Origin of the sequence: Nocardioides coralli, assembly GCF_019880385.1 — a bacterium.
GTDB lineage: Bacteria > Actinomycetota > Actinomycetes > Propionibacteriales > Nocardioidaceae > Nocardioides > Nocardioides coralli.
The window spans coordinates 2,892,985-2,916,126 of record NZ_CP082273.1; the positions used below are offsets into that span (position 1 = coordinate 2,892,985).

At 72.4% G+C, this 23,142-nt stretch carries 29 protein-coding genes; 12 read left to right on the top strand and 17 right to left on the bottom strand.

Annotated elements, in window-relative coordinates:
* Positions 1 to 53: 53 nt before the first annotated feature.
* Genes K6T13_RS14125 through K6T13_RS14145 form a run of 5 tightly spaced genes read left to right on the top strand, consistent with a single transcriptional unit; the run spans position 54 to position 4,774 of the window.
* Positions 54 to 980: an SIS domain-containing protein gene (locus tag K6T13_RS14125; RefSeq protein WP_222895186.1), complete on the top strand. Its 927-nt coding sequence runs from the start codon at positions 54 to 56 to the stop codon at positions 978 to 980.
* Positions 977 to 1,876, top strand: coding sequence for an ROK family protein (locus tag K6T13_RS14130; protein ID WP_222895187.1), 900 nt, complete (start codon positions 977 to 979; stop codon positions 1,874 to 1,876). Before K6T13_RS14125 ends, K6T13_RS14130 begins: the two co-directional genes overlap by 4 nt.
* Positions 1,873 to 3,015, top strand: coding sequence for an N-acetylglucosamine-6-phosphate deacetylase (locus K6T13_RS14135; RefSeq protein WP_222895188.1), 1,143 nt, complete (start codon positions 1,873 to 1,875; stop codon positions 3,013 to 3,015). Before K6T13_RS14130 ends, K6T13_RS14135 begins: the two co-directional genes overlap by 4 nt.
* A complete protein-coding gene (locus K6T13_RS14140) occupies positions 3,012 to 3,947 on the top strand; it encodes a 1-phosphofructokinase family hexose kinase (protein WP_222895189.1) in 936 nt (311 codons plus the stop codon). Before K6T13_RS14135 ends, K6T13_RS14140 begins: the two co-directional genes overlap by 4 nt.
* Positions 3,944 to 4,774 (top strand): class II fructose-bisphosphate aldolase, encoded by an 831-nt coding sequence (locus K6T13_RS14145; protein ID WP_222895190.1) that lies wholly within the window; start codon positions 3,944 to 3,946, stop codon positions 4,772 to 4,774. The genes K6T13_RS14140 and K6T13_RS14145 overlap by 4 nt, the downstream gene beginning before the upstream one ends.
* A gap of 30 nt (positions 4,775 to 4,804) precedes the next feature.
* Here the strand turns inward: K6T13_RS14145 and K6T13_RS14150 are convergent, their stop codons facing one another.
* The 4 genes from K6T13_RS14150 to K6T13_RS14165 all read right to left on the bottom strand — a co-directional run bounded on the left by K6T13_RS14150 (position 4,805) and on the right by K6T13_RS14165 (position 9,153).
* A complete protein-coding gene (locus K6T13_RS14150; protein ID WP_222895191.1) occupies positions 4,805 to 5,713 on the bottom strand; it encodes a carbohydrate ABC transporter permease in 909 nt (302 codons plus the stop codon).
* A 13-nt stretch (positions 5,714 to 5,726) separates the two neighbouring features.
* Positions 5,727 to 6,638: a carbohydrate ABC transporter permease gene (locus K6T13_RS14155; RefSeq protein ID WP_222895192.1), complete on the bottom strand. Its 912-nt coding sequence runs from the start codon at positions 6,636 to 6,638 to the stop codon at positions 5,727 to 5,729.
* 27 nt (positions 6,639 to 6,665) lie between these two features.
* The gene (gene ngcE, locus K6T13_RS14160; RefSeq protein ID WP_222895193.1) at positions 6,666 to 8,084 is read right to left on the bottom strand and encodes an N-acetylglucosamine/diacetylchitobiose ABC transporter substrate-binding protein; all 1,419 of its coding nucleotides are present in this window, start codon (positions 8,082 to 8,084) and stop codon (positions 6,666 to 6,668) included.
* Between the two features lie 109 nt (positions 8,085 to 8,193).
* Positions 8,194 to 9,153: an N-acetylglucosamine kinase gene (locus K6T13_RS14165; protein WP_222895194.1), complete on the bottom strand. Its 960-nt coding sequence runs from the start codon at positions 9,151 to 9,153 to the stop codon at positions 8,194 to 8,196.
* A gap of 39 nt (positions 9,154 to 9,192) precedes the next feature.
* Between K6T13_RS14165 and K6T13_RS14170 the strand changes: the two genes are divergently transcribed.
* Positions 9,193 to 9,954, top strand: coding sequence for a sugar isomerase domain-containing protein (locus tag K6T13_RS14170; protein WP_249423796.1), 762 nt, complete (start codon positions 9,193 to 9,195; stop codon positions 9,952 to 9,954).
* Between the two features lie 4 nt (positions 9,955 to 9,958).
* Here K6T13_RS14170 and mgrA read toward each other — a convergent pair whose 3' ends face one another.
* Positions 9,959 to 11,017, bottom strand: a complete 1,059-nt coding sequence (mgrA, locus tag K6T13_RS14175) for an L-glyceraldehyde 3-phosphate reductase (RefSeq protein ID WP_222895195.1) — start codon at positions 11,015 to 11,017, stop codon at positions 9,959 to 9,961.
* 45 nt (positions 11,018 to 11,062) lie between these two features.
* Between mgrA and K6T13_RS14180 the strand changes: the two genes are divergently transcribed.
* The gene (locus K6T13_RS14180) at positions 11,063 to 11,974 is read left to right on the top strand and encodes an aminoglycoside phosphotransferase family protein (protein ID WP_222895196.1); all 912 of its coding nucleotides are present in this window, start codon (positions 11,063 to 11,065) and stop codon (positions 11,972 to 11,974) included.
* 74 nt (positions 11,975 to 12,048) lie between these two features.
* On the opposite strand, the gene K6T13_RS14185 is transcribed toward K6T13_RS14180, so the two are convergent.
* From K6T13_RS14185 to K6T13_RS14205, 5 genes are read right to left on the bottom strand one after another with little or no spacing between them, the layout of a single operon-like run.
* A complete protein-coding gene (locus tag K6T13_RS14185; protein ID WP_222895197.1) occupies positions 12,049 to 13,071 on the bottom strand; it encodes a hypothetical protein in 1,023 nt (340 codons plus the stop codon).
* The gene (locus K6T13_RS14190) at positions 13,061 to 13,588 is read right to left on the bottom strand and encodes a SigE family RNA polymerase sigma factor (protein ID WP_249423797.1); all 528 of its coding nucleotides are present in this window, start codon (positions 13,586 to 13,588) and stop codon (positions 13,061 to 13,063) included. The genes K6T13_RS14185 and K6T13_RS14190 overlap by 11 nt, the downstream gene beginning before the upstream one ends.
* A gap of 53 nt (positions 13,589 to 13,641) precedes the next feature.
* Positions 13,642 to 14,043 (bottom strand): arsenate reductase ArsC, encoded by a 402-nt coding sequence (locus K6T13_RS14195; RefSeq protein ID WP_222895198.1) that lies wholly within the window; start codon positions 14,041 to 14,043, stop codon positions 13,642 to 13,644.
* Complete coding sequence (arsB, locus tag K6T13_RS14200; protein ID WP_283247927.1) at positions 14,040 to 15,131, bottom strand: ACR3 family arsenite efflux transporter; 1,092 nt, start codon at positions 15,129 to 15,131, stop codon at positions 14,040 to 14,042. The genes K6T13_RS14195 and arsB overlap by 4 nt, the downstream gene beginning before the upstream one ends.
* A complete protein-coding gene (locus tag K6T13_RS14205; protein ID WP_222895199.1) occupies positions 15,128 to 15,484 on the bottom strand; it encodes an ArsR/SmtB family transcription factor in 357 nt (118 codons plus the stop codon). The genes arsB and K6T13_RS14205 overlap by 4 nt, the downstream gene beginning before the upstream one ends.
* Positions 15,485 to 15,563: 79 nt before the next feature.
* On the opposite strand from K6T13_RS14205, the gene K6T13_RS14210 reads away from it, so the two are divergent.
* Positions 15,564 to 15,962: an ArsI/CadI family heavy metal resistance metalloenzyme gene (locus tag K6T13_RS14210; RefSeq protein ID WP_222895200.1), complete on the top strand. Its 399-nt coding sequence runs from the start codon at positions 15,564 to 15,566 to the stop codon at positions 15,960 to 15,962.
* 3 nt (positions 15,963 to 15,965) lie between these two features.
* Here K6T13_RS14210 and K6T13_RS14215 read toward each other — a convergent pair whose 3' ends face one another.
* On the bottom strand, positions 15,966 to 16,565 hold the full coding sequence (locus tag K6T13_RS14215) for a class I SAM-dependent methyltransferase (protein WP_222898310.1): 600 nt from the start codon (positions 16,563 to 16,565) through the stop codon (positions 15,966 to 15,968).
* Entirely contained in the window at positions 16,565 to 17,362 is a 798-nt protein-coding gene (truA, locus tag K6T13_RS14220) for a tRNA pseudouridine(38-40) synthase TruA (protein ID WP_222895201.1), read from the bottom strand. Before truA ends, K6T13_RS14215 begins: the two co-directional genes overlap by 1 nt.
* Positions 17,363 to 17,463: 101 nt before the next feature.
* On the opposite strand from truA, the gene K6T13_RS14225 reads away from it, so the two are divergent.
* Genes K6T13_RS14225 through K6T13_RS14235 form a run of 3 tightly spaced genes read left to right on the top strand, consistent with a single transcriptional unit; the run spans position 17,464 to position 18,944 of the window.
* On the top strand, positions 17,464 to 17,826 hold the full coding sequence (locus K6T13_RS14225; RefSeq protein WP_222895202.1) for an ArsR/SmtB family transcription factor: 363 nt from the start codon (positions 17,464 to 17,466) through the stop codon (positions 17,824 to 17,826).
* Positions 17,823 to 18,317, top strand: a complete 495-nt coding sequence (locus K6T13_RS14230) for an SRPBCC family protein (protein WP_222895203.1) — start codon at positions 17,823 to 17,825, stop codon at positions 18,315 to 18,317. The genes K6T13_RS14225 and K6T13_RS14230 overlap by 4 nt, the downstream gene beginning before the upstream one ends.
* A gap of 57 nt (positions 18,318 to 18,374) precedes the next feature.
* Positions 18,375 to 18,944: a TIGR03086 family metal-binding protein gene (locus K6T13_RS14235; protein ID WP_222895204.1), complete on the top strand. Its 570-nt coding sequence runs from the start codon at positions 18,375 to 18,377 to the stop codon at positions 18,942 to 18,944.
* 3 nt (positions 18,945 to 18,947) lie between these two features.
* Here the strand turns inward: K6T13_RS14235 and K6T13_RS14240 are convergent, their stop codons facing one another.
* Positions 18,948 to 19,859: a PfkB family carbohydrate kinase gene (locus K6T13_RS14240; protein WP_222895205.1), complete on the bottom strand. Its 912-nt coding sequence runs from the start codon at positions 19,857 to 19,859 to the stop codon at positions 18,948 to 18,950.
* Between the two features lie 51 nt (positions 19,860 to 19,910).
* Here K6T13_RS14240 and K6T13_RS14245 point away from each other — a divergent pair, with 51 nt between their 5' ends.
* Complete coding sequence (locus K6T13_RS14245; protein WP_222895206.1) at positions 19,911 to 20,270, top strand: GntR family transcriptional regulator; 360 nt, start codon at positions 19,911 to 19,913, stop codon at positions 20,268 to 20,270.
* A gap of 68 nt (positions 20,271 to 20,338) precedes the next feature.
* Here K6T13_RS14245 and rplQ read toward each other — a convergent pair whose 3' ends face one another.
* The 4 genes from rplQ to rpsK form a co-directional block, all read right to left on the bottom strand.
* Entirely contained in the window at positions 20,339 to 20,929 is a 591-nt protein-coding gene (gene rplQ / locus K6T13_RS14250) for a 50S ribosomal protein L17 (RefSeq protein ID WP_222895207.1), read from the bottom strand.
* 53 nt (positions 20,930 to 20,982) lie between these two features.
* Positions 20,983 to 22,002 (bottom strand): DNA-directed RNA polymerase subunit alpha, encoded by a 1,020-nt coding sequence (locus tag K6T13_RS14255; RefSeq protein ID WP_222895208.1) that lies wholly within the window; start codon positions 22,000 to 22,002, stop codon positions 20,983 to 20,985.
* A 69-nt stretch (positions 22,003 to 22,071) separates the two neighbouring features.
* Positions 22,072 to 22,680, bottom strand: coding sequence for a 30S ribosomal protein S4 (rpsD, locus tag K6T13_RS14260; RefSeq protein ID WP_222895209.1), 609 nt, complete (start codon positions 22,678 to 22,680; stop codon positions 22,072 to 22,074).
* 41 nt (positions 22,681 to 22,721) lie between these two features.
* Complete coding sequence (gene rpsK, locus K6T13_RS14265) at positions 22,722 to 23,117, bottom strand: 30S ribosomal protein S11 (protein ID WP_222895210.1); 396 nt, start codon at positions 23,115 to 23,117, stop codon at positions 22,722 to 22,724.
* Positions 23,118 to 23,142 lie beyond the last annotated feature (25 nt).

A 23,142-nucleotide genomic window follows, 5' to 3' on the forward strand; every position in this document is an offset into this window, starting at 1 on the left:
CATCTGATCGGGTGGATTGACAGTACCAATCAATCCCACGGAGGATTGGCGCCGTGACCTCCACCCTCGCCACCCCCGGTGCCGGCGGCCTTGCCGCCGAGGTGTCCACCCAGCCCGACAACTGGCTGGAGGCGGCCGACCTCGCCCACGACCACCGCGAAGTGCTGCCCCGGCCCGGAGAGCGGGTGGCGGTCCTCGGGTGCGGGAGCTCGCTCTACGTCGCCCGGGCGGTGGCCGCGCTCCGCGAGTCGCTCGGTCACGGTGAGACCGACGCCTGGCCGGCCGGCGACCCGGTGCTGGACCGGCCCTACGACCGCGTCATCGGCATCAGCCGGTCGGGCACCACGACGGAGGTGCTCACCGCCCTCGACGGCCTGCGCGACCGGGTGCCGGTCACCGTCGTGACCGCCGACCCCCGTACCCCGATCGCCGACCTGGGCGAGGTGATCTCCCTCGAGCACGTCGACGAGGAGGCGGTCGTCCAGTCGCGCACGGCCACCACGGCCCTGGCCATGTTCCGCTGGCACCTCGGCCACGACCTCCGCGAGGCGGCAGAGCAGGCGCGCGAGGTGCTGGCCATCGACGACGAGCAGCTCGCCGAGGAGACCCTCGCCGCCGTCCGCCACGCCGAGCAGATCGCGTTCGTCGCGATGGGGTGGGGCTTCGGGCTCGCGGAGGAGGCCTCGCTCAAGCTGAAGGAGTCCACCCAGTCCTGGACGGAGTCCTACCACCAGACCGAGTTCCGCCACGGGCCGATCTCCATCTCCGCACCGGGCCGCGCGGTCTGGGCCCTGGACGAGCTGATCCCCGACTTCGCGCGCGACGTGGCTCGCACCGGCGCCGCCCTCGTGGCCCACGAGCGCGACCCGATGGCCGAGCTCGTGCTCGTGCACCGCCTCTGCCTGCTCCGGGCCGCCGACCGCGGCCTCGACGCCGGCCAGCCGCGCAACCTCGAGCGATCCATCATCCTTGACTCGTGACGACGCCCCTCGCGCTCGCCGTCGACGTCGGCGGCACCACCATCAAGGGTGAGCTGGTCGACCGCGACGGCACGGTGGTCGCCGCCGAGCGCGCCCCCACGCCCCCGGGCGAGTCGGCGCGCGAGGCCATCGGCCGGCTCGGCGACCGCCTGCTCGGCACCGCCGCCGGTCCCGTCCGCGGCGCCGGCGTCGTGGTGCCCGGCATCGTCGACGCGACGCACGGCGTGGCGACCTACAGCGCCAACATCGGCTGGCGGGACCTGGCGCTCGCCGAGCCGTTGGCGACCCGCTGGCAGCTGCCGGTGCGGCTGGGGCACGACGTCGCCTCGGCCGCGGTCGCCGAGATCCGGTACGGCGCGGGCCGCGGTGAGACCGACGTCTGCTTCGTCGTCATCGGCACCGGTGTCGCGGCGGTGGTGGTCGCGGGCGGCCGGGTGGTCACCGGTCACCACGGGGAGATCGCCGAGATCGGCCACCTCGCCGTGCGTCCCGGTCACCCCTGCCCGTGCGGCGGCGACGGGTGCCTGGAGGCGGTGGCGTCGGCCTCGGCCATCGCCCGCTCCTACGCCGACCGCTCCGGCGAGCAGGTCGCCGGAGCCGCCGAGGTCGTCGCACGGTTGGACGTCGACCCCCGGGCCCGCGAGGTGTGGCAGGAGGCGGTCGAGGCGCTGGCCGACGGGCTCGCCGTGCTGGCGACCGTGGTCGCGCCCGAGCTGATCGTCGTCGGCGGCGGCCTCAGCGTCGCCGGTCTGCGGCTGGTCGAGACGCTCGAGCGCGAGCTCGCGCGCCGTACCCGCGTGGTGGCGCCCGCCCGCGTCACGGTGGCCCAGCTGGGTCCTCGTGCCGGTGTGGTCGGCGCCGGCATGCTGGCCTTCGAACCCTGGACGACGACGTGACGGGCCGGGTGCTCGGCGGCCGGGTGGTGCTCCCCGAGCAGGTGATCCCGGACGGGGTCGTGGAGATCGCCGGCGACACCCTCGGCTTCGTCGGTGACCGGCGGGACTGGCAGGGCGAGCAGCCCGCCCCCGTGGGGACCATCGTGCCGGGCTACGTCGACGTGCACTGCCACGGCGGTGGTGGTCACAGCGTCACGACCGGCTCGCCCGAGGACGTCCGCAGAACCGCCGCTCACCACCTGGCGCGTGGGACCACGACGATGCTCGCGTCCCTGGTCAGCGCCGCGACCGACGACATCACCCAGGCGGTCGCGGCCATCCGGCAGGTCGTCGAGGAGGGCGGCACCGTGGCTGGGAGCCACCTCGAGGGCCCCTACCTCGGCCGCGACCACTGCGGCGCCCACGACCCCTCCCAGCTCGCGGAGCCCGACGTCGCGACCGTGCGCTCGTGGCTCCGCACCGGTGGCGGCTCGGTCCGGATGCTGACGATCGCGCCCGAGCTGCCGGGGGCCGGCGACGTCGCCGCCGTCCTCGCCGAGGCAGGGGTGGTCGTGGCCGCCGGGCACACCGATGCCGACGTCGACACCGTCGCCGAGACCCTCGCCGGCCCCGCCGGCCTGGTGACCCACCTGTTCAACGGCATGGCGCCGCTGCACCACCGCGAGCCCGGACCCGTGGCCGCTGCTCTGACCGCCCTGGCCCGGGGGACGACCCGCGTCGAGCTGATCGCCGACGGGGTCCACCTGGCCGACGCCACGGCGGCCATGGTCTTCGCGCTCGCGCCGCCCGACGGGGTCGTGCTCGTCAGCGACGCCATGGCCGCCGCCGGCATGCCTGACGGTGACTACCGACTGGGACCGCTCACCGTCCGGGTCCAGGACGCGATCGCCTGGACGACGGGTGAGAAGCGCTCGATCGCCGGATCGACCGCGCACCTCGCCGACGTCGTCCGCCGGTGTGTCGTCCACGCCGGGATCGACCCCGTGGCCGTGGTGCGCGCTGCCTCCACCACACCCGCGACGCTGCTCGGTCTATCCGACCGAGGGCGCCTGGGGACCGGCCTGCGGGCTGATGTCCTGACGCTCGACGGAGACTGGCGCGTGACCGCGGTCCTCCGGGGCGGGGAGCCGGTCGCGTGATCGTCACCGTCACGCCGAACCCCGCCTACGACGCCACCTACGAGGTCCCCGAGGTGCGGCTCGGTGAGGTGCAGCGCGTCAGCACCGCGCGGCTCCGGCCCGGCGGCAAGGGGATCAACGTCGCCGCGGTGCTGGCCCAGCTCGGCGAGCGGGTCACCGCCACCGGGTTCGCCAGCCCGGCCTTCGCCGAGGAGGTGGCGTCCTGCGGCGTCGGCACGGCGTTCGTCACGACCCTCCCCCACGTGCGTCGCACCCTCGTCGTGGCCGAGCCCGGCCGGACGACCGGGTTGTGGGAGCCGGGGGTCCCGGTGACGCCGGGCTCGGCTGAGGCGCTGCTCCGGCGCGTCGGGGATCTCTTGCCGACCGCCAGCTGCCTCGTGGTCTCCGGCAGCCTCCCCCCGGGCGTCGACGACACGCTCCCGGCCGAGCTGGCGACCAGCGCCCTCGCCGCCGGTGTCCCGACCGTGATCGACACCTCCGGCCCGGCTCTGCTCACCGCGGCCGGGGTCCCCGGAGTCGTCCTCATGCCCAACGACGTGGAGCTCGCCGAGCTCGTCGGTCCCTGCCCCCACCCGACGGACACGGCGCGACGCAGCGCGGCCCTCGTCGCCGCCGGGGCGCGGGCCGTGGTCGCGACCCGCGGCGCGGAGGGACTGGTCGTGACCGACCGGTCCGGGAGCTGGCACGCCCGCCCGCCGTACGCCGTGGCGGGCAACGCGACCGGTGCCGGCGACGCCGCCGCCGCGGCCGTCGCCCGGGGCCTGGCCCACGGCGTCGCGCCGGCCGCACTCGCCGCGGAGGCCGTGGCGGCCTCGGCGGCCGCCGTCGCGTCCCCGGTCGCCGGGGCGATCGACCTCGAGCTCCACCGCGACCTCCTCCCCCGGGTCGAGGTCCGCACCTGCACACCCGGCCTGTCGACAGGAGGATCATGACCCTCGCCACGATGTCCGAGGTCGCCACGACGTCCGCTGCAGCCCGGCGCGGTGTCGGCGCGTTCAACGTCATCCAGCTCGAGCACGCCGAGGCGATCGTCGCCGGCGCGGAGGACGCCGGGTTGCCGGTCGTGCTGCAGGTCTCGGAGAACACCGTCGACTACCACGGCTCGCTGGTCCCCGTCGGCCGCGCCACCCTCGCCGTGGCCGAGCACGCCGCGGTGCCCGTGGTGGTCCACCTCGACCACGCCACGCGGCCCGAGCTCGTGCAGCAGGCGATCGACCTCGGCTTCCCGTCGGTCATGTACGACGCCTCCCGGCTCGACCACGCGGCCAACGTCGCAGCCACGAGCCGGGTCGCCCGGGAGGCGCACGCGGCCGGGGTGTGGGTCGAGGCGGAGCTCGGTGAGGTCGGCGGCAAGGACGGCGTCCACGCGCCCGGGGTCCGCACCGACCCCGAGGAGGCCGCTGCCTACGTGGCCGACACGAGTGTCGACGCGCTCGCGGTGGCCGTGGGCTCCAGCCACGCCATGCTGACCCGGGACGCGGTGCTCGACGACGCCCTCATCGCCCGCCTGGCCGCGGCAGTCGCCGTGCCGCTGGTGCTCCACGGCTCCTCCGGGGTACCCGACGAGGGGCTGCGCAGCGCCGTACGGCACGGCATGCGGAAGATCAACATCGCCACCCACCTCAACGCGGTGATGGCCGCCGCGGTCCGTCGCGCGCTGGCCGACGAGGAGCTCGTGGACCCCCGCAAGTACCTCGGCCCGGGTCGCGACGCCGTGGCCGCCGAGGTGTCGCGGCTGCTGCGCCTGCTGGCCGGCTGACCGGCTCCCGCCGCGGCTTCGTGGTCGTGGCTACTTGAGGGTGCCGCTGGTCAGGCCGGCCTGGATCTGCCGGTAGAAGATGAGGTAGACGACCACGACCGGCACCATCGCGATCGCCAGCGCCGCGAACAGCACCCCCCAGCTCCCCTCGTAGCGCTGCTGCGCCAGCAGGGTGGCGATGCCTTGCGCCAGCACCGGCTTCTCCGGGGAGAGGAACGCCGGCAGCACGAACTGGTTCCACTGGCCGAGGACGTTGAAGATGCCGATGCTCAGCAGCCCCGGCTTGGCCATCGGGAGCATCACCCGGAAGAACACCTGGGTGTGGGAGCACCCGTCGACGATCGCCGCCTCGGCCACCGAGGTGGGCAGGGTGCGGAAGAACGCGTGCATGAAGAAGACCGTGAACGGCAGCGAGTAAGCGACGTAGACCAGGATCAGGCCGTGGTAGGTCGACAGCATGCCGAGGCCCTGGACGACGAAGAAGAGCGGCACGATCGCCAGGAACACCGGGAACATCATCCCGGCGGCGAAGAGGTAGTAGATCGCCCGGTTGCCGCGGAACTCGTAGCGGGCCAGCACGTAGGCCACCATCGAGCCGACCAGCATGGTGAGCACGACGCCGCCCGAGACGACGACCAGGCTGTGGACGAGGTAGTCGCCCACGCCGCCCCGGTCCCAGGCGGCGGCGAAGTTCGACCAGCGCCACACCTCGGGCAATTCCCAGGGTGATCCGAAGATCTCGCGGGAGTCCTTGACCGATGCCAGCAGCGCCCAGAGGAAGGGCACGATCACCAGGAGCGACCACAGCAGCAGGACGGCGTGCGCCGTGGCCGTGGCCGTGGAGTCACCGGGGGTCTGGCGCAGCCTCGGGCCACCGGCCGGGGGCGCCGCCGGCGGTGGGGCCGCCCCGGGCTCCCGTGGGGGCAAGGTCGTCGTCATCGTCGTCTCCTGCTCAGAACTCGACCCGCTCGCGGCGCGTGATGCGCAGCATGAACACGGCGATCACCAAGGTCAGGAAGAACAGCACCACGCCCATGGCCGAGGCGTAGCCCGCCCGCCCGAAGGTGAAGCCGTTCTGGGCGATCTGGAGCGAGATCACCTGGGTGGCGTTGTCCGGCCCGCCCGGGCCGGCCGTCATCACGGCGACCAGGGCGTAGACGTCCAGCGCGAGGATCGCGAGGTAGACCCACGCGGTCTGCACCGTGTCCCACAGCAGCGGCAGGGTGACCCGGAGGAAGGTGGCCAACCGGCCCGCACCGTCGATGACCGCCGCCTCGAAGATCTCGCGTGGCACCGAGCTGATCGCGGCGTTGAAGAGCACGAGGTAGAAGCCGACGCTGCCCCAGACGAGGACCCACATCACGCACCACAGCGCGAGGTCGGGGTCGGCGAGGAAACCCAGCGGCCCGATGCCGATCCAGCCCAGCGCCGAGTTGACCAGGCCGTTCCCGGTGGGCTCCAGGATCACCGACCAGATGACGGCGATGACCGGGATGGCCAGCACCTGGGGCATGAAGAAGACCAGCTTGTAGAAGCCGCTGCCGCGGATGCCCCGCACCCCGGCCCCGCTCGCCCCGCCTCCGACGTTGAGCAGGAAGGCGAAGACCAGCGCGAGGCCGACGGTGGCCAACGGGACGACGACGAGCAGCAGGGCGTTGTTGCGGACCGCTGCGAGGAACTGGGAGTCGTCGAGCAGTCGGCGGAAGTTGTCGAGCCCGACGTAGGAGAACTCCGGTGAGATCCCGGTCCAGTCGGTCAGCGAGTAGTGGAACGCCTGGACGAACGGCGAGAGGACGAAGACGGCGTAGATCGCGAGCCCGGGGACCAGGAAGCCCACGATGAACGGGTAGCGACCGTGCTTCATCCTCGCCCTCTCGCGCGCGTCGGGACCTCAGGCCGACCGGGTGCGCTTGACGGTGTTGGGGTCGTTCGCCGTCTCGTCGGCCGCCGCCTGGGCACGGCTGCAGAACTCGTCGGCGTCGATGCGGCCGGCGGCCAGCTCGGCGACCGCCGAGCCGATCTTGGGCTCCAGCGGCGTGTACCACTTGTTGTAGTAGTAGTTCCAGTTGTCGTCACCACCGGCGTCGATCAGGGCGATCGCCGAGGCGGCACCGGGCGTCAGCTCGAGGCCCTCGGTGGCGCCGTTGACGACGGTCGGCGCGGCCGTGAGCTTGGTGAACTCCGCTGCGCCCTCCTTCGAGAGCATCTGCCGCATGAACTCCATCCCGCCCGGCACGTTGGCGGCCTGGGCCGGGACGATGAAGGCCTCGGCCGCCTCGACCCGGCCCGTCTGGAACGGCAGCGCCGCGCCGGGGAGCAGCGGGGTGGGCGCCAGGGTGGTCTCGAAGCCCTCGGGGGCGACCTCCTTCTGCTCGTTCTCGAGCCAGGAGCCGCAGGTGATGAACGCCGCCTTGTGCTCGTTCCAGCGCGTCTGGGACTGGATGTGGTCGAGCCCCTCGGTGCCCTCGAGCATGTAGCCCTTGGACTTCAGCTCGGCGATCGCGGCAGCCGCGGCCTTCATCGACTCGTTCTCCCAGGCACCGGGCTCGAGGGAGTCGATGGCGTAGGCGACCTCGGGGCCACCGTGCTTGACCGCGAGGTCCCAGAGCAGCTGCTCGATGTAGTAGGGGTACTTGCCCTGGTGGGCCAGCGGCGCCATGCCCGCGCCCTTGATCTCCTCGCACAGGGCGAGGAAGTCCTCCCACGTCTCCGCCGGCTCCCACCCCCGCTCGTCGAAGAGGGCGCGGTCGTACCAGAGGCCGTAGACCTGGAGGGCGTAGTTGAGGACCAGCGGCTTGTCGTCGTAGACCCCGGACTCGATGGCGACCGGGTTGAGGGTCTCCTGGACCGTCATCCCGTCGAAGCCGATCGCCTCGGCCTCGAACAGCTCGGTCAGGTCGGCCAGCTGGCCGGTGTCGGCGAGGGTCGAGATCGGCATGGCCTCCGCGCCGGCGTTGTCGAGGACGTCGGGCGGGTTGCCGGCGTTGAACAGCGGCTGCATCTGCTGCCGGATGTCGGTGATCGCCTTGTGGGAGATCTCGGCGTCGGGGAACACCTCGCCGTAGAGGCTCTCGTGGTACTTCGCGTAGTCGTCGCCGTAGCCGCCGTTGAAGATGACGACCGAGAGGGGGGCGTCGGCCTGCACGCCGAAGGGGTTGTCGTCCGTGCGCTCGGCCCGTTCGCCGTCGCCGTCACCACCACCGGAGGTCGCGCAGGCCGACAGGAAGGACGACCCGCCGGCGACCGCCAGGGAGGCGAGGCCGGCCTGGCGGAAGAGGGCGCGGCGGGACGGGCTGTAGGTGCTGGACATGGTGCTTCCCCTTCATGACGAACGATGCTGCATCCGTGGGTGAGGCACTGGGCCCCGAGTTCTGCTCACCCTAGGTTGTTCATCTGTGATCGGGCAAGCATCAATTCGATCAGTTTCCTTCACGAGTCACGGGGCTGCGCTCCGACCCGAGCGCGAGCCGTACGGCGCCGAGGACCGGGTCCGCGGCCGTCACGGGCGCCGCCCCCCGGTCGTGGAGCCCGGCACGGACCAGCTCACCGAGGTGGGTCCCCGCCGTCGCCAGGGCACCGGCGAGGACCACGGGTGCGCCGGGGTCCGCGACGCCCAGTCCGTCCCACGTGCGCAGCAGGTGGGACGCCGCCTCGTCGAGGACCGCCGTGGCCGCCGGGTCACCGGCCTCGTGGGCCGCGCTCACCAGGGGCGCGACCGCGGCGAGGGCCACCGGTGGTCGCCCGTGCACCGTCGCGATCAACGCTGAACGGGCCTCGGCGTCACGGGCGTCGATCCCGAACCGGTCGAGCACCGACCGCGCGAGCACGCCGTCGAGAGCGGTCCCCTCGAGGACGCGCAGCGCCACCCGCACCGCCTCGCGGCCGATCCAGTAACCCGAGCCCTCGTCACCGAGGAGCCAGCCGTGCCCGCCGACGGCCGCCACGAGTCGACGATCACGGATGCGTCCCGCGACGGCCCCGGTGCCGGCCACCAGCACGGTGCCACTGGCTGCGTCGGTCCCGGCGGCGTAGGCGACCTCGAGGTCCGAGCAGATCTTCGGGCGGCACCCGAGGCCGGCCTGCCGCCACAGCTCGTCGTAGGCGGCGCGGGCCGCCGGGTCGCGTGCGGCCCCGCTCCCGGCCATCCCGATGACCCCCGCCCGCACCGCTGCCGGGTCGACGCCGTCCAGCGCCCGGGCCAGGGTCTCGGCGAGCACCTGCCGCGCGGTCGCCGGGTGGGCGACGGGGTTGCCTCCGGGGCCGGTACCTCGCGTCAGCACGCGGCCGGCGCCGTCGGCGACCACGAGTCGTGTCGACGTGCCGCCGATGTCCCCGCCGAGGACGAGGCCGTCCCCCGTGCCCGAGCTGCTGTGCGCCACGACATACTCCTAGCAAGTCCCAGAGGAAGGTGTCGAACGTTGTCCGACGTAGCGGTGAGCGCCCAGTCCTATCTCGACGCACTCGACCCCGTCCTCACCAGGGTCGCGGCGCAGGCCGACGGCCCGGTGCAGGAGGCGGCCGAGCTGATCGCCCGCTCGGTCCTCGCCGACGGCGTGCTGCAGACCTTCGGGTCGGGCCACTCCGAGGCGTTGGCCATGGAGCTGGCGGGCCGCGCGGGCGGCCTGGTCCCGAGCAACCGGATCTCGCTGCGTGACGTCGTCGTCCACGGCGGCGAGTCCCCCGAGGTCCTGGGTCGGGGCATCCTGGAGCGCGACCCGGGCATCGCCGCCCGTCTCTACGAGCTCGCAGCCCCGCGGCCGGCCGACGTCTTCGTCATCGCGTCGAGCTCCGGCGTCAACGGCTCGGTGGTGGAGATGGCTCGCATCGTCAAGGAGCACGGCCACTCCCTGATCGCGGTGACGTCGCTGCAGCACACCCGCGGCGTGGAGTCGCGGCACCCGTCGGGCCAGAAGCTGGTCGACCTCGCCGACGTGGTCCTCGACAACGAGGCGCCCTACGGCGACGCGGTGCTCGACCTGCCGGGGGGCGGCGCCGTGTGCGCGGTCTCCTCGATCACGGCGGCACTGCTCGCGCAGATGGTGACCGCCGAGGTCGTGCGTCGCCTGCTCGACGCCGGGGCCGAGCCGCCGGTCTACCTCTCCGCCAACATCCCCGAGGGCGACGCGCACAACCACGCGCTCGAGGAGCGCTACGCGGGCCGCATCCGGCGTACCGCCTGAGCCCTCAGTGCTCGGCCGACCGGGCCCAGAGGTTGATGCCCGACTCGACGGCGTACTGGTCGATCTCGGCGAGCTCCTCCGCGGTCAACGGAGGTGCGCCGACGGCATCGAGGTTGGTGTCGAGCTGCTCCACGCTGGAGGCCCCGATCACGGCGCTGGTGACGCGAGGGTCTCGGACCGCCCACTGCAGCGCCAGCTGGGCCAGCTTCTGGCCACGACGCTGCGCGATCTCGTGGAGCGCACGGACCCGACGCAGCACGTCGTCGTCGAGCCCGGTGAGTGTCGAGTCCTCGCGCGCGGCACGTGAGTCCTCGGGGATCCCGTCGAGGTAGCGGTCGGTCAGCAGCCCCTGCGCCAGCGCCGTGAAGACGATGCACCCCATGCCCTGCGTCTCGAGCTCGTCGAGCAGGCTCTGCTCGCCACGGGGCGCCTCGATCCAGCGGTTGAGCATGGAGTACGACGGCTGGTGGATCAGCAGCGGCGTGCCCAGGTCGCGGGCGATCCCGGCCGCCTCGCGGGTCTTGTCGGCGGAGTAGGACGAGATGCCGATATAGAGCGCCCGCCCGGACCGCACCGCATGGTCCAGCGCCATCATCGTCTCCTCGACCGGCGTCTCGGGGTCGAAGCGGTGGCTGTAGAAGATGTCGACGTAGTCGAGCCCCATCCGCCGCAGCGACTGGTCGAGGCTCGCCAGCACGTACTTCCGCGACCCGCCGCCCTGGCCGTAGGGGCCGGGCCACATGTCGTAGCCCGCCTTGGTGGCGATGACCAGCTCGTCACGGTAGGGCGCGAAGTCGTCGCGGAGGTAGCGCCCGAAGTTCTCCTCGGCCCGGCCGTAGGGCGGCCCGTAGTTGTTGGCGAGGTCGATGTGAGTCACGCCGCGGTCGAAGGCGCGCCGCAGGATCGCGCGCTGGGTCTCCTCGGGCCGGTCGTCGCCGAAGTTCTGCCACAGTCCCAGGCTCAGCACGGGCAGCCGCAACCCGCTCCGCCCCGTGGGGCGGTACTCCATGCCGTCACCGCCCGTGAACCCGTCGTACCGGTCGGGCGCTGCCTCGTAGGTCATGCGCCTCAGCATGTCACCGCCGCGGCTGCTGCGAGACTCGCCCCCGTGACCGAGCACTGGCGATCCGCTGACTTCGTCAGCGCCGCGCACGCCTGGATCGACGCCCGACTCCCCGAGCTGGGGCTCGTCCGCACCGGCGAGGTCGAGCAGCCGCACGTCTACCCCTGGTCGACCGTGATGCGAGTGCCGACGGGCGCGGGCCCGGTGTGGTTCAAGGCCAACCACCAGCCGCTGCGGCACGAGGCCGCACTCACCGCGCTGCTGGCCCGTCGCTCCGCCGGGCTCGTCCCGGCACCGCTGGCCCTCGACCAGGAGACCGGCTGGCTGCTGATGGCGGATGCCGGCGACCGGCTGCGGGACCTCGCGCCCGCGGACGCGCTGGGTCGCTGGCACGACGTGCTGCCGGCGTACGCCGAGCTGCAGCTGGCGTGCGAGGCCGACGTGCCCGCCCTGTTGGCCCTCGGCGTCCCCGACCGCCGCCTGCCCACCCTCGCCGACTCCTACGCCGCCCTGCTGGCGGAGCTGCCGGGGACCGACGCGCGGCTGCCGGGCAGGTCCCGGGTCGAGGAGCTCTGCGGGGAGCTCGCGGCGTTCGGGGTCCCGGAGACCGTGCAGCACGACGACCTGCACGACGCCCAGGTGTTCCTCCGCGACGGCCACCCCCAGGTCCTCGACTGGGGCGACGCCTGCGTCTCCCACCCCTTCTTCACCCTGTCGGTCGTGCTGGAGGGCGTCGTCCAGTGGGGCGTCGACGACGAGCCGGGCAGCGAGGACCTGGCGCCGTACGTCGCCAGCTATCTCGCGCCCTACCGGGAACGCCACGCCGGCGACCTGGACGAGGCCGTCCGCCTGGCGCTGCGGCTCGGGTGGGTGTGCCGCGCCGTCAACGGCCACTTGCCCGGGGACCCGGACGCGACGCGCACAAGGCTCCGGATGTTCCTCGACGGACGTCCCTGACCCCACGCCAGTCGAGCCCGTCGCGACCACACGTCGGTCGAGCCTGTCGAGACCACCCCACCCGAGGCCCTCCCTCACTCCGACCGGAAGCGCACGGGTGCCGGGAGGCCGCGCTGCAGCACCCCGTCCCACCCGGGCGAGAGCGCCCAGAACAGCACGTCGGCGGTGAGCTGACGCTCGACGCCGTCCACCTCGTAGACGTTGGCGGTCCAGCACCCCCGACCCGCGAGCAGCCGCACGTCGAGGTCGACCGAGCGCATCGTGACCACCGGGCGTCGTCCGGCGGCGACGGGACAGGCGTACAGCACGGCCTGGCCGGCACGCGGGGACGAGGCCACCGCCTCCGCGGCCGTCACGCTGGCGTCGCGTGGCAGCAGCTCGCTCTGGCGCAGCCATCCGTCGCGCCCGTACCGGCAGACCGACACCCGGTCCTCGGCGCTCGGTGCCGGCGCACTACGACGGGTGGCGCAGCCGTTGGCGTCGACGTCGCCCACCGCCTCGACGGAGTCCATGACCATGCGCGCGACGAGCCGGTCCTCGGCGACGATCCACACCGCCGAATGCCGGGTGGTCGCGTAGCCGAGCCAGGAACCGTCGGGATACCGCTGGCCGCGGTACTGCTGCACCACGCCCTCGGTGCCGGGAGGCAGCGGGCCGCTGGCCGGCTCGGCGAAGTGGGCGCCGTACCCGGTGCCGGGGTCGCAGTCCACCGAGGCCACGACCCCGCCGGGACGGCTCACCGCCGGGGTGACACCAGCGGGGTCCCGCCCCGCGGTGCACCAGTCGGTGCCGCCGCCCCAGGTCCAGCCAGGTGGCACCCGCACGGTGAGGTCGCGCCAGGTCTCGGTGCGCCAGTCGGCCGGGATGCGGTCGGCGGACGGACCCTCCCGCCGGTCCGCCCCGTCGCCACCGCCGGCCAGCGTCAGACCCAGCGGCACCGCGACGACGACCAGGCAGGCTCCCACCACCGCCGCCGCCGTACGCCGCCGGCGACGCAGCCGGCTGCGAGCGCCGGCCGCGAGGTCACCGGGGCGCGGGCCGCGGCCGGCGGCGCCTCGCAGGGCCGACGCGAGCCGGGTCTCGAGGTCAGTCGCCATCGGTCACCTCCAGCCGCTCGCGCAGCGTTGCCAGGCCGCGGGAGACCCGGGACCGGACGGTGCCCTCCCTGACGCGCGTCAGGTCCGCGATGTCGGCGTAGTCGAGCTGCTCGTAGTAGCGCAGCACCACGGCCACCCGCTGGTCGACCGGCAGCTGCAGGCAGGCCCGCCAGACCCGGTCCTGCTCCTCGACGTCGGGGTCGTCGGTGGTTCCGAGCCGGACCTCCGCCACGGGCGTCTCCCGTCGGCGGAACCGCCGCCACCAGGAGATGTGGGCGTTGACCACCATCCTCCGCACGTAGGCGTCCGGGTCGTCGACGGCGCGGATCCGGTCCCAGCGCGGGAGCGCCCGGGACAGCACCTCCTGCAGCACGTCCTCGGCGTCGACCCGGTTGCCGGTGAGGACGTAGGCGAACCGGAACAGGTCCTCACCCCTCGCCGCGACCCACTCGTCGAAGTCGACCACGTGCGTCTCGACCCCCAAGGTCAGGTCCGGCTCCACTGCCAGCTGCTCCACGTGGGACAGACGCTAGCGGTACCGCATCCGTTGCGAGCGCGGTCGAGGGAAGGCTAGGAACGGACCAGCTCGCCCAGGAGCGTCTCGACGCGACGGCGGATCTCGTCGCGGATCGGCCGGACCACGTCGATGCCCTGCCCGGCGGGGTCGGTCAGCTCCCAGTCCTCGTAGCGCTTCCCGGGGAAGATCGGGCAGGCGTCGCCGCAGCCCATCGTGATCACCACGTCGGACTCCTCGACGGCCTCGGTCGTCAGCACGCTGGGAACCGCGGCGGTGATGTCGATGCCCTCCTCGGCCATCGCCTCGACCGCGACCGGGTTGATCGACTCGGCGGGCTGCGAGCCGGCGGAGAAGACCTGCACGCGGTCGCCACCGAGGTGGCGCAGGTAGCCGGCAGCCATCTGGGAACGGCCCGCGTTGTGGACGCAGACGAACAGGACCGTCGGTGCGCTCATGTGGTGCCTCCGGGGGTCTGGTGGGGGAAGCGGTCGCGGAGGGCGAGGCTCACGTAGACGAGACCCACGAGGACGGGCACCTCGATCAGCGGTCCGACCACGCCGGCCAGTGCCTGACCCGAGGTCACGCCGAACGTTGCGATCGCGACCGCGATCGCGAGCTCGAAGTTGTTGCCGGCTGCCGTGAACGCCAGCGTCGTGGTGCGCTCGTAGGACATGCGCAGGGCCTGCCCGAGCAGGAAGCCACTGCCCCACATCAGGGCGAAGTAGGCGAGCAGCGGCAGCGCGATCCGGACGACGTCCAGCGGTTGTGAGGTGATGCGGTCACCCTGCAGGGCGAAGAGGACCACGATCGTGAAGAGCAGGCCGATCAGTGCCCACGGCCCGACCTTCGGCAGGTACGACGTCTCGTACCAGTCGCGGCCCCGGGCCCGCTCCCCCAGCCGCCGCGAGAGGTAGCCGAGGACCAGCGGGATGCCGAGGAACACCAGGACGGACCGAGCGATCTGCCAGGCGGAGACGTCGAGCTGGGCGGTGCCGAGGCCGAGCCAGGCCGGCAGCACCTCGAGGTAGAACCAGCCCAGCAGGGCGAAGGCCACGACCTGGAAGACGGAGTTGAGGGCCACCAGCACCGCGGCGGCCTCGCGGTCACCGCACGCGAGGTCGTTCCAGATGATGACCATCGCGATGCACCGCGCGAGCCCGACGATGATCAGCCCGGTCCGGAACTCGGGCAGGTCGGGCAGCATCAGCCAGGCCAGGGTGAACATCAGCGCCGGCCCCACGAGCCAGTTGAGCACCAGGGAGGAGGCGAGCAGTCGCCGGTCGGCGGTCACGCTGTCGAGGCGGTCGTAGCGGACCTTGGCGAGGACGGGGTACATCATCACCAGCAGCCCGATCGCGATCGGCAGCGAGATGCCGTCGACCTCGACCGCGCCGAGCGCGCCGTCGAGCCCGGGCACGAGCCGGCCGAGCAGCAGCCCGGCCGCCATGGCCAGCCCGATCCAGAGCGGCAGCCAGCGGTCCAGCGTCGACAGGCGCGCGGAGACCTGCCCCTCCGGCGGAAGGGTGAGAGCCCGGCGGGTCAACGGCCGGCGCTCGCGATCAGCCCGCCGAGGTCGGCCAGGAGCTGGTCGTCGACCCGGTAGTAGACCCAGACGCCCCGCTTCTCGCGACCCAGGAGGCCGGCGTCGTGGAGCACCTTGAGATGGTGGCTGATGGTGGGCTGCGAGAGGTCGAAGGCCTCGTGCAGGTCGCACACGCAGGCCTCGCCGCCCTCGTGGGAGGCGATCAGCGAGAGCAGCCGCAGCCGGGCGGGGTCGGCCAGCGCCTTGAGCAGGGGGACGACGCCGACGGCGGCCTCGGCCGACAGCGGTTCACTCGTCAGCGGTGAGCAGCAGGCCACGGCGTCGGCCGGCGTCAGCGTCAAGGACTTCGACATACATCGATATTGACATCCATCGATTCCCGACGCAAACTGGGTGCCAGATATCGACAGTCATCAATGTCTAGGAGTAGTCATGACCCGTTTGCAGCTGGCCCTCAACGTGGACGACCTGGCCACCTCGGTCGCCTTCTACAGCAAGCTCTTCGGCACCGAGCCCGCCAAGACCCGGCCGGGCTATGCCAACTTCGCGGTCGCGGAGCCGCCGCTGAAGCTCGTGCTGATCGAGAACCCCGGTCAGGGCGGCTCGCTCAACCACCTCGGCGTGGAGGTCGCCGACACCGGCACCGTGGACGCCGAGCAGCGTCGTCTCGCGGAGGCGGGGCTGGCATCGATCGACGAGCGCGACACCACCTGCTGCTACGCCCGGCAGGACAAGTTCTGGGTCGAGGGGAGCCCGCACGGCGAGCGCTGGGAGATCTACACCGTCCTCGAGGACGCCGGGGTCAGGAGCAACGACACCTGCTGCGTGTGAGGCTCACCCGTGGCGCGTCTCCAGGACGCGGAACCCCTTGGCGCTCGCGAGCCGTTCGGTCGGCCACCCCTGGTCGCCGAGCCAACGCTGCAGCGAGTCGGCGCCCAGGTTCTTGCCGACCACCAGCAGCATCCGGCCCTCCGGACGCAGCCGGGGCAGCCAGGTCAGGAGCAGCTCGTGCAGCGCCTGCTTGCCGATCCGGATCGGCGGGTTCGACCAGATCTCGTCGTACGTCGCGTCGCTGGGCACCTGCTCGGCCCGGCAGGCGACGTAGCGCCCGGCGACGCCCAGTCGCCGGGCGTTCTCGTTGGCCAGCAGGATCGCCCGCTCGTTGACGTCGATGCCCGTGACCGTCGCGAGCGGGACCGCGACGGAGATCGCCAGTCCGATCACGCCGTAGCCGCACCCGAGGTCGAGGAACTGCCCCTGGGCCGGCGGCCCGACCTCGCGGAGCAGCACGCCCGTCGCGTGGTCGAGGTGCCCCTTGCTGAAAACCCCGGCGCCGCTGGTCAGGGTCAGCTCGTGGTCCCACACCCGGCACGTGAACTCCTCGCGGGCGAACGGCGCCGCCGGGTCGGCCGCGAAGTAGTGGTCCTCCCCCATCACGCCTCCCGCTTCGCGCGCGCCCGCTCGGCCTGCCGGCGCAGTCCGTCCACGCCGGCGGGGTAGCCGACCTCCTCGAGCGTCAGCCCGTGGGCCGGCACCACCGGGACCGCGGAGTCGCGCACTCCCGCCGTCAGGACCTCCGCGGGCCAGGCCACCGACCGCCGCCGCTCGCCCACCGCCAGCAGAGCGCCCACCAGCGACCGGACCATGTGGTGGCAGAACGCGTCGGCGCGCACCGTGGCGACCACGAGGCCGCCGGGCTCCCGCTCCCACGTGAGGCGCTGGAGCGTCCGGATCGTCGTCGCCCCCTCGCGCTGCTTGCAGAAGGCCGCGAAGTCGTGCAACCCCTCCAGCGGCGTCGAGGCCTCCGCCATCGCGTCGACGTCCAGCGGCCGGGGCCACCACAGCACGTGGTTGCGGGTGAGCGGGTCGCTGCCGCCCGGACGGTCCGCCACCCGGTAGGCGTACCGCCGCCAGGTGGCGGCGAACCTGGCGTCGAAGCCAGGGGGCGCGACGGACACCTCCCGCACCCGCAGGTCGGCCGGGAGGATCCCGTTGAGCCGTCGCAGGAGCTGGTCGTCGTAGGCCTCCTCGGGGAGGTCCACGTGAGCGACCTGTCCGCGGGCGTGGACGCCGGTGTCCGTGCGACCCGCGCAGACCAGCCGCGCCTCGGGCAGCCGGAGCACGGTGGCGAGCGCGGACTCGAGGGTCCCCTGGACGGTCCGGAGGTCCGGCTGGGAGGCCCAGCCGTGGAAGTCGGTGCCGTCGTAGGCGAGGTCGATCCGCAGCCGCACGCGCCGATCCTAGAGAGCCCTTGTTCAACCGATGGGTTGACAAGAGCCAGACTGGCCGCCTACCGTCTTGCTCAACCGATCAGTTGAGAAAGGCCACCCGCATGAGCGACCAGCTCTCCCGCGTGTTCGCCGCCCTCAGCGACCCGACGCGACGCGACATCGTCGCGCGGCTCACCGAGGGTGACGCCACCGTGGGTGACATCGCCGCGCCGTACGACGTGAGCCTGCAGGCGGTCTCCAAGCACCTCAAGGTGCTGGAGGACGCCGGGCTCGTCACCCGCAGCCGCGAGGCGCAGCGCCGACCGGTGCACCTGGAGGCCGAGGTGTTCGACCTGATGACGAAGTGGATCGAGCGCTACCGGCGCCAGGCCGAGGAGCGCTTCCAGCGCCTGGACGCGGTGCTGGCCGAGATGGACGAGAGCGACCACGAGGACGACCGACCCCAGGAAGGAACCGCATCATGAGCACCACCACCACCCGTTACGCCGAGGCCGCCATCGAGGCGGTCCCAGACCTGCCCGTCATCCGGATCACCCGCGACTTCGACGCGGCGCCGGAGCAGCTGATGCGTGCCCACACCGACCCCGAGCTGTTCGCCCGCTGGATCGGCCCGGACGCGGTGACCACCCGGATCGACCACTGGGACTGCCGGACGCTGGGTTCCTACCGCTACGTGTGCGAGCACGACGGCGTCGACCACGGCTTCCGCGGCACCTTCCCCGAGGTCGGCGAGGACCGCATCGTTCAGACCTTCACCTACGAAGGCATGCCCGAGGCGATCGCCCTCGAGACGGTCAGGTTCGAGGACCTCGGCGACGGCCGCACCCGTCTCCACGCCCAGTCGCTGTGCGACTCGATCGAGGGCCGGGACGCGATGCTGTCCAGTGGCATGGACACCGGCGTGCACGAGGGCTACGCCAAGCTCGACGGCCTGCTCGCCCGGGGCGCGGTCTGATGGCGACCGCCATCGACCGGATCGTGGAGGAGCACGGCCGCGTCGTCCGGGGCCCCGGTGCCTGACCCGGCCGACCGCCACCGCCGCCACGCGGGCACGTTCTCGACGCTGGTCAGCGGGACCGGCGACTGGGACGCGCCCGCACCCGTGGCCGGGTGGACGGCCCGCGACGTGGTCGACCACCTGGTCGGCTGGCTGCCGGGGTTCCTGGCGGCGGGCGCGGACGTGCGGCTCCCTGCCGGCCCCTCCGTCGCCGACGATCCCGCCGGCGCCTGGGACGCGCAGGTGAGGTCGGTGCAGCGGCTGCTCGATGACCCGGACTCCGCGGAGATCCCGTTCGCCGACCCCCACACCGGCGAGCTCCCGCTCGACCAGGCGATCGACCTCTTCTACACCTCCGACGTGTTCCTGCACGCGTGGGACCTGGCACGCGCAACGGGACAGTCCCTGCACCTCGACGCCGACGAGTGCGCGGCCATGCTGGCGGGGATGGAGCCCTACGACGAGCTCATGCGGTCCTCGGGCCAGTACGGCCCGCGTGTGGCGGTCGCCGACGACGCGTGCGTCCAGGACCGGCTCCTCGGCTTCATCGGCCGCGACCCAGCCTGGAGCGCTCCCCGCGGGTGACGGTCAGCCGAGCTCGCGACGGTACGGCGGGTCCGCACCCGGTCGCGAGACCGTGACGGCCGCGGCCCGCGCCGCGTGCGCCAGCACCCTCACGACCGCGTCGCGCTGGACGTCCGCGAGGGCCACCCGGCGGTGGGCGCCGAGCAGGTCGTCGTCCCACAACGCGTCGATCATCGCGGCACAGAACGTGTCCCCCGCCCCGATCGTGTCGGCCACCGCCACCGGCACGGCGGCCACGTCGACCTCCTGGGTGGCCGAGATCCAGGTGGCACCTCCGTGGCCCCGGGTGACCACCACGCCGGAGGGGCCGAGCGCCAGCAGCCGCTTGGCGCCGGCGATCGGGTCGAGGCCGGCGTACAACGCCTCGAGGTCCTCGTCGCTGGCCTTGACGACGTCGCTGAGGGCGGCCACCGCCTCCACCCGCTCGCGCAGGTCGTCACCGGTCCCGGTGATGGCGGGCCGGACGTTGACGTCGTAGGTGACCGTGGCGGTGCCGCGCAGCCGCTGGAGCAGGTCCCGCACGTCGGCGTCACCCGGCTCGATGACCGCCCCCAGCGAGCACGCGTGCACGACCAGGGGTGTGAGGTCCTCCGACAGGGGGTTGAGCCGCCAGGCGAGGTCGAACTCGTAGGTCGCGTGCCCGTCGGCCCCGATGGTGGCGATCGCGGTCGAGGTGTGGCCGAGGGCGTGCGGGTCGACGGCGAGGCGTACCTCGTCGCGCTCGAGCCGCTCGGCGAGCATGGTGCCGCGCGGGTCGTCGCCCCAGCTCGTCGCGAAGTGGACCGTCCGTCCCAGCCGGGCGAGGGCGACCGCGACGTTGGCGGCGCTCCCCCCGGCGTACTCCCGGCTGCTGCCGTCGCCGCCGCGCACGATGTCGACCAGGGACTCGCCGACGACCAGACCGCTGTGCGACATGCTCAATTGCTACAGCATCCGCTCCGGCGTGGCGAGCCCTAGGCTTCCGCCATGCGGATCGAGCCGCCCGACCCGGACTCCACGCAGCCGCCCTTCGACCAGCTGCGCAGCCAGATCGCCCGCCGCGCCGCGTCCGGCGACCTGGCACCGGGCACCAGGCTCCCGACGGTGCGGGCGCTCGCCGGCGAGCTGGGCCTGGCCGCCAACACCGTGGCCCGCGCCTACCGGGAGCTCGAGGCGGACGGCGTCGTGGTGACCGAGGGGCGGCGTGGGACCTTCGTGGCCTCGACGGCGGCCGCGGCGTCAGGCGACGCACGGGATGCCGCAGCGGCCTACGTCGCCACCGCCCGGTCCCTCGGCCTGGCCCGCGAGGAGGTACACCGCCTCGTCGACGAGGCCTGGCCGCGCTAGCGAGGCGCCGACGGCCCGCCACCCCAGCGGGGTGGCGGGCCGTCAACCGGGTGCTGCGTGAGGACGGATCAGGCGTCCTTGGACTCCTCGTCGGCGTCCTCGGCCGGAGCCTCCTCAGAAGCCGTCTCGGCCTCATCGGTCGCCTCGGGAGCCTCGGCGGCCTCCGCCTCCGGGGCCTCCTCGACCTCGGTGGCCTCGACCTCGGACTCCTCGGCCGGGGCCTCGTCGGCCGGGGGCTCCTCAGCCGGAGCCGGGGCAGCGGCCTCGGTCCGCTTCGTCGAGGACGGCGCCTTCGGCGAGTAGGGCTCGGTCACGAGCTCGATGACCGCCATGGGAGCGTTGTCGCCCTTGCGGGGGCCGAGCTTGGTGATCCGGGTGTAGCCGCCGGGACGCTCGGAGAAGGTCGGCGCGATCTCGGTGAACAGGGTGTGCACGACCGACTTGTCGCGGATGGTCTTGAGGACCTCGCGACGGTTGTGCAGGTCACCCTTCTTCGCCTTGGTGATCAGCTTCTCGGCGTACGGGCGCAGGGTGCGCGCCCGCGACTCGGTGGTCGTGATCCGGCCGTGCTCGAAGAGCTGGCTGGCCAGGTTCGACAGGATCAGCCGCTGGTGCGACGGGCTGCCGCCGAGGCGGGGGCCCTTCTTGGGAGTAGGCATGCTTCTTCTCGTTCCTCCCCGGCCGTGTCAGGTACCGGGGTAGTGGGGTCTGATCAGTACTGCTCGTCCTCGACGAACGCGTCGTCGTCGTCCTCGGCGCCGTAGGCCGCCAGGGCGGCGTGCGGGTCGAAGCCCGGCGCGCTGTCCTTGAGCGAGAGGCCCATCTCGACCAGCTTGGCCTTGACCTCGTCGATCGACTTGGCGCCGAAGTTCCGGATGTCGAGCAGGTCCTGCTCCGAGCGCGAGATCAGCTCACCCACGGTGTGGATGCCCTCCCGCTTGAGGCAGTTGTAGGAGCGGACAGTGAGGTTGAGCTCCTCCACCGGCAGCGCCAGGTCGGCAGCGAGCTGCTCGTCGACCGGCGACGGACCGATGTCGATGCCCTCGGCCTCGACGTTGAGCTCCCGGGCCAGGCCGAAGAGCTCGACCAGCGTCTTGCCGGCCGACGCGATGGCGTCGCGAGGACGGATCGACGGCTTGGTCTCGACGTCGATGACGAGCTTGTCGAAGTCGGTCCGCTGCTCGACACGGGTGGCCTCGACCTTGTAGGTCACCTTGAGCACGGGGCTGTAGATCGAGTCGACCGGCATCCGGCCGATCTCGTTGTCGGCACCCTTGTTCTGCACCGCCGAGACGTAGCCGCGACCCCGCTCGACCACGAGCTCCATCTCCAGCTTGCCCTTGTCGGACAGGGTGGCGATCTTGAGGTCGGGGTTGTGCACCTCCACGCCCGCCGGCGGGTTGATGTCGGCGGCGGTGACGTCACCGGCACCGGACTTGCGGAGGTACATGGTCACGGGCTCGTCGTGCTCGGAGGAGACGACCAGGCCCTTGAGGTTCAAGATGACCTCGGTGACGTCCTCCTTGACGCCCTCGATGGTCGAGAACTCGTGGAGGACGCCGTCCACCTTGATGCTCGTGACCGAGGCACCCGGGATGGAGGACAGCAGGGTACGCCGCAGCGAGTTGCCGAGCGTGTAGCCGAAGCCGGGCTCCAGCGGCTCGATGACGAACCGCGAGCGGAACTCGTCGACGGACTCTTCCGACAGGGTGGGGCGCTGTGCGATGAGCACTGATTCTTTCCTTTCCGGGCCCGACCGCTATTTGACGGACCCAGATCTGCGAGGTGTGACGGAAGGGGCTTACTTCTTCGAGTAGAACTCGACGATCAGCTGCTCCTGGACCGGGATGTCGATCTGGGCGCGGACCGGGAGCTGGTGGACGAGGATGCGCATCCGCGAGGGGATGGCCTCCAGCCATGCCGGGACGACTCGCTCGCCGTGGGTCTCACGGGCGACGATGAACGGGGTCATCTCCAGCGACTTCTCGCGCACGTCGATCACGTCGTGGGCGCTGACCTGGTAGGACGGGATGTCCACCTTGCGGCCGTTGACGAGGAAGTGGCCGTGCACGACCAGCTGCCGGGCGTGGCGGCGGGTCCGGGCGAAGCCGGCGCGGTAGACGACGTTGTCGAGGCGGCACTCCAGCAGCTGCAGGAGGTTGTCGCCGGTCTTGCCGTCGCGGCGGCTGGCCTCCTTGTAGTAGCGGATGAACTGCTTCTCGAGGACGCCGTAGGTGTAGCGCGCCTTCTGCTTCTCACGAAGCTGGAGGAGGTACTCGCTCTCCTTGATGCGGCCGCGGCCGTGCTGGCCGGGCGCGTAGGGACGCTTCTCGAAGGCAGCGTCCCCACCGACGAGGTCGACGCCGAGACGGCGCGACTTCTTGGTCATGGGGCCGGTGTAGCGGGCCATAGCTCAAAGACTCCTTGGCTCTTCGGGGGCTGGTCGAGGCGTCAGACGCGCCGGCGCTTCGGCGGGCGGCATCCGTTGTGGGGCGCGGGCGTGACGTCCTGGATGGTGCCGACCTCGAGGCCGATCGCACCCAGGGAACGGATCGCCGTCTCGCGGCCCGAACCCGGGCCCTTCACGAAGACGTCGATCTTCTTCATCCCGTGCTCCATCGCCCGGCGACCAGCGGCCTCGGCGGCCATCTGCGCGGCGAACGGCGTGGACTTGCGGGAGCCCTTGAAGCCGACGGTGCCGGCAGAGGCCCACGAGATCACCGCTCCGGTGGGGTCGGTGATCGTGACGATGGTGTTGTTGAACGTGCTCTTGATGTGGGCTTCGCCCTGGGCGACGTTCTTCTTCTCCTTGCGACGCACCTTTCCGGCGCGGCTCTTGGGAGGCATTCGTTATCTCCTGAAGTTGCTGGAA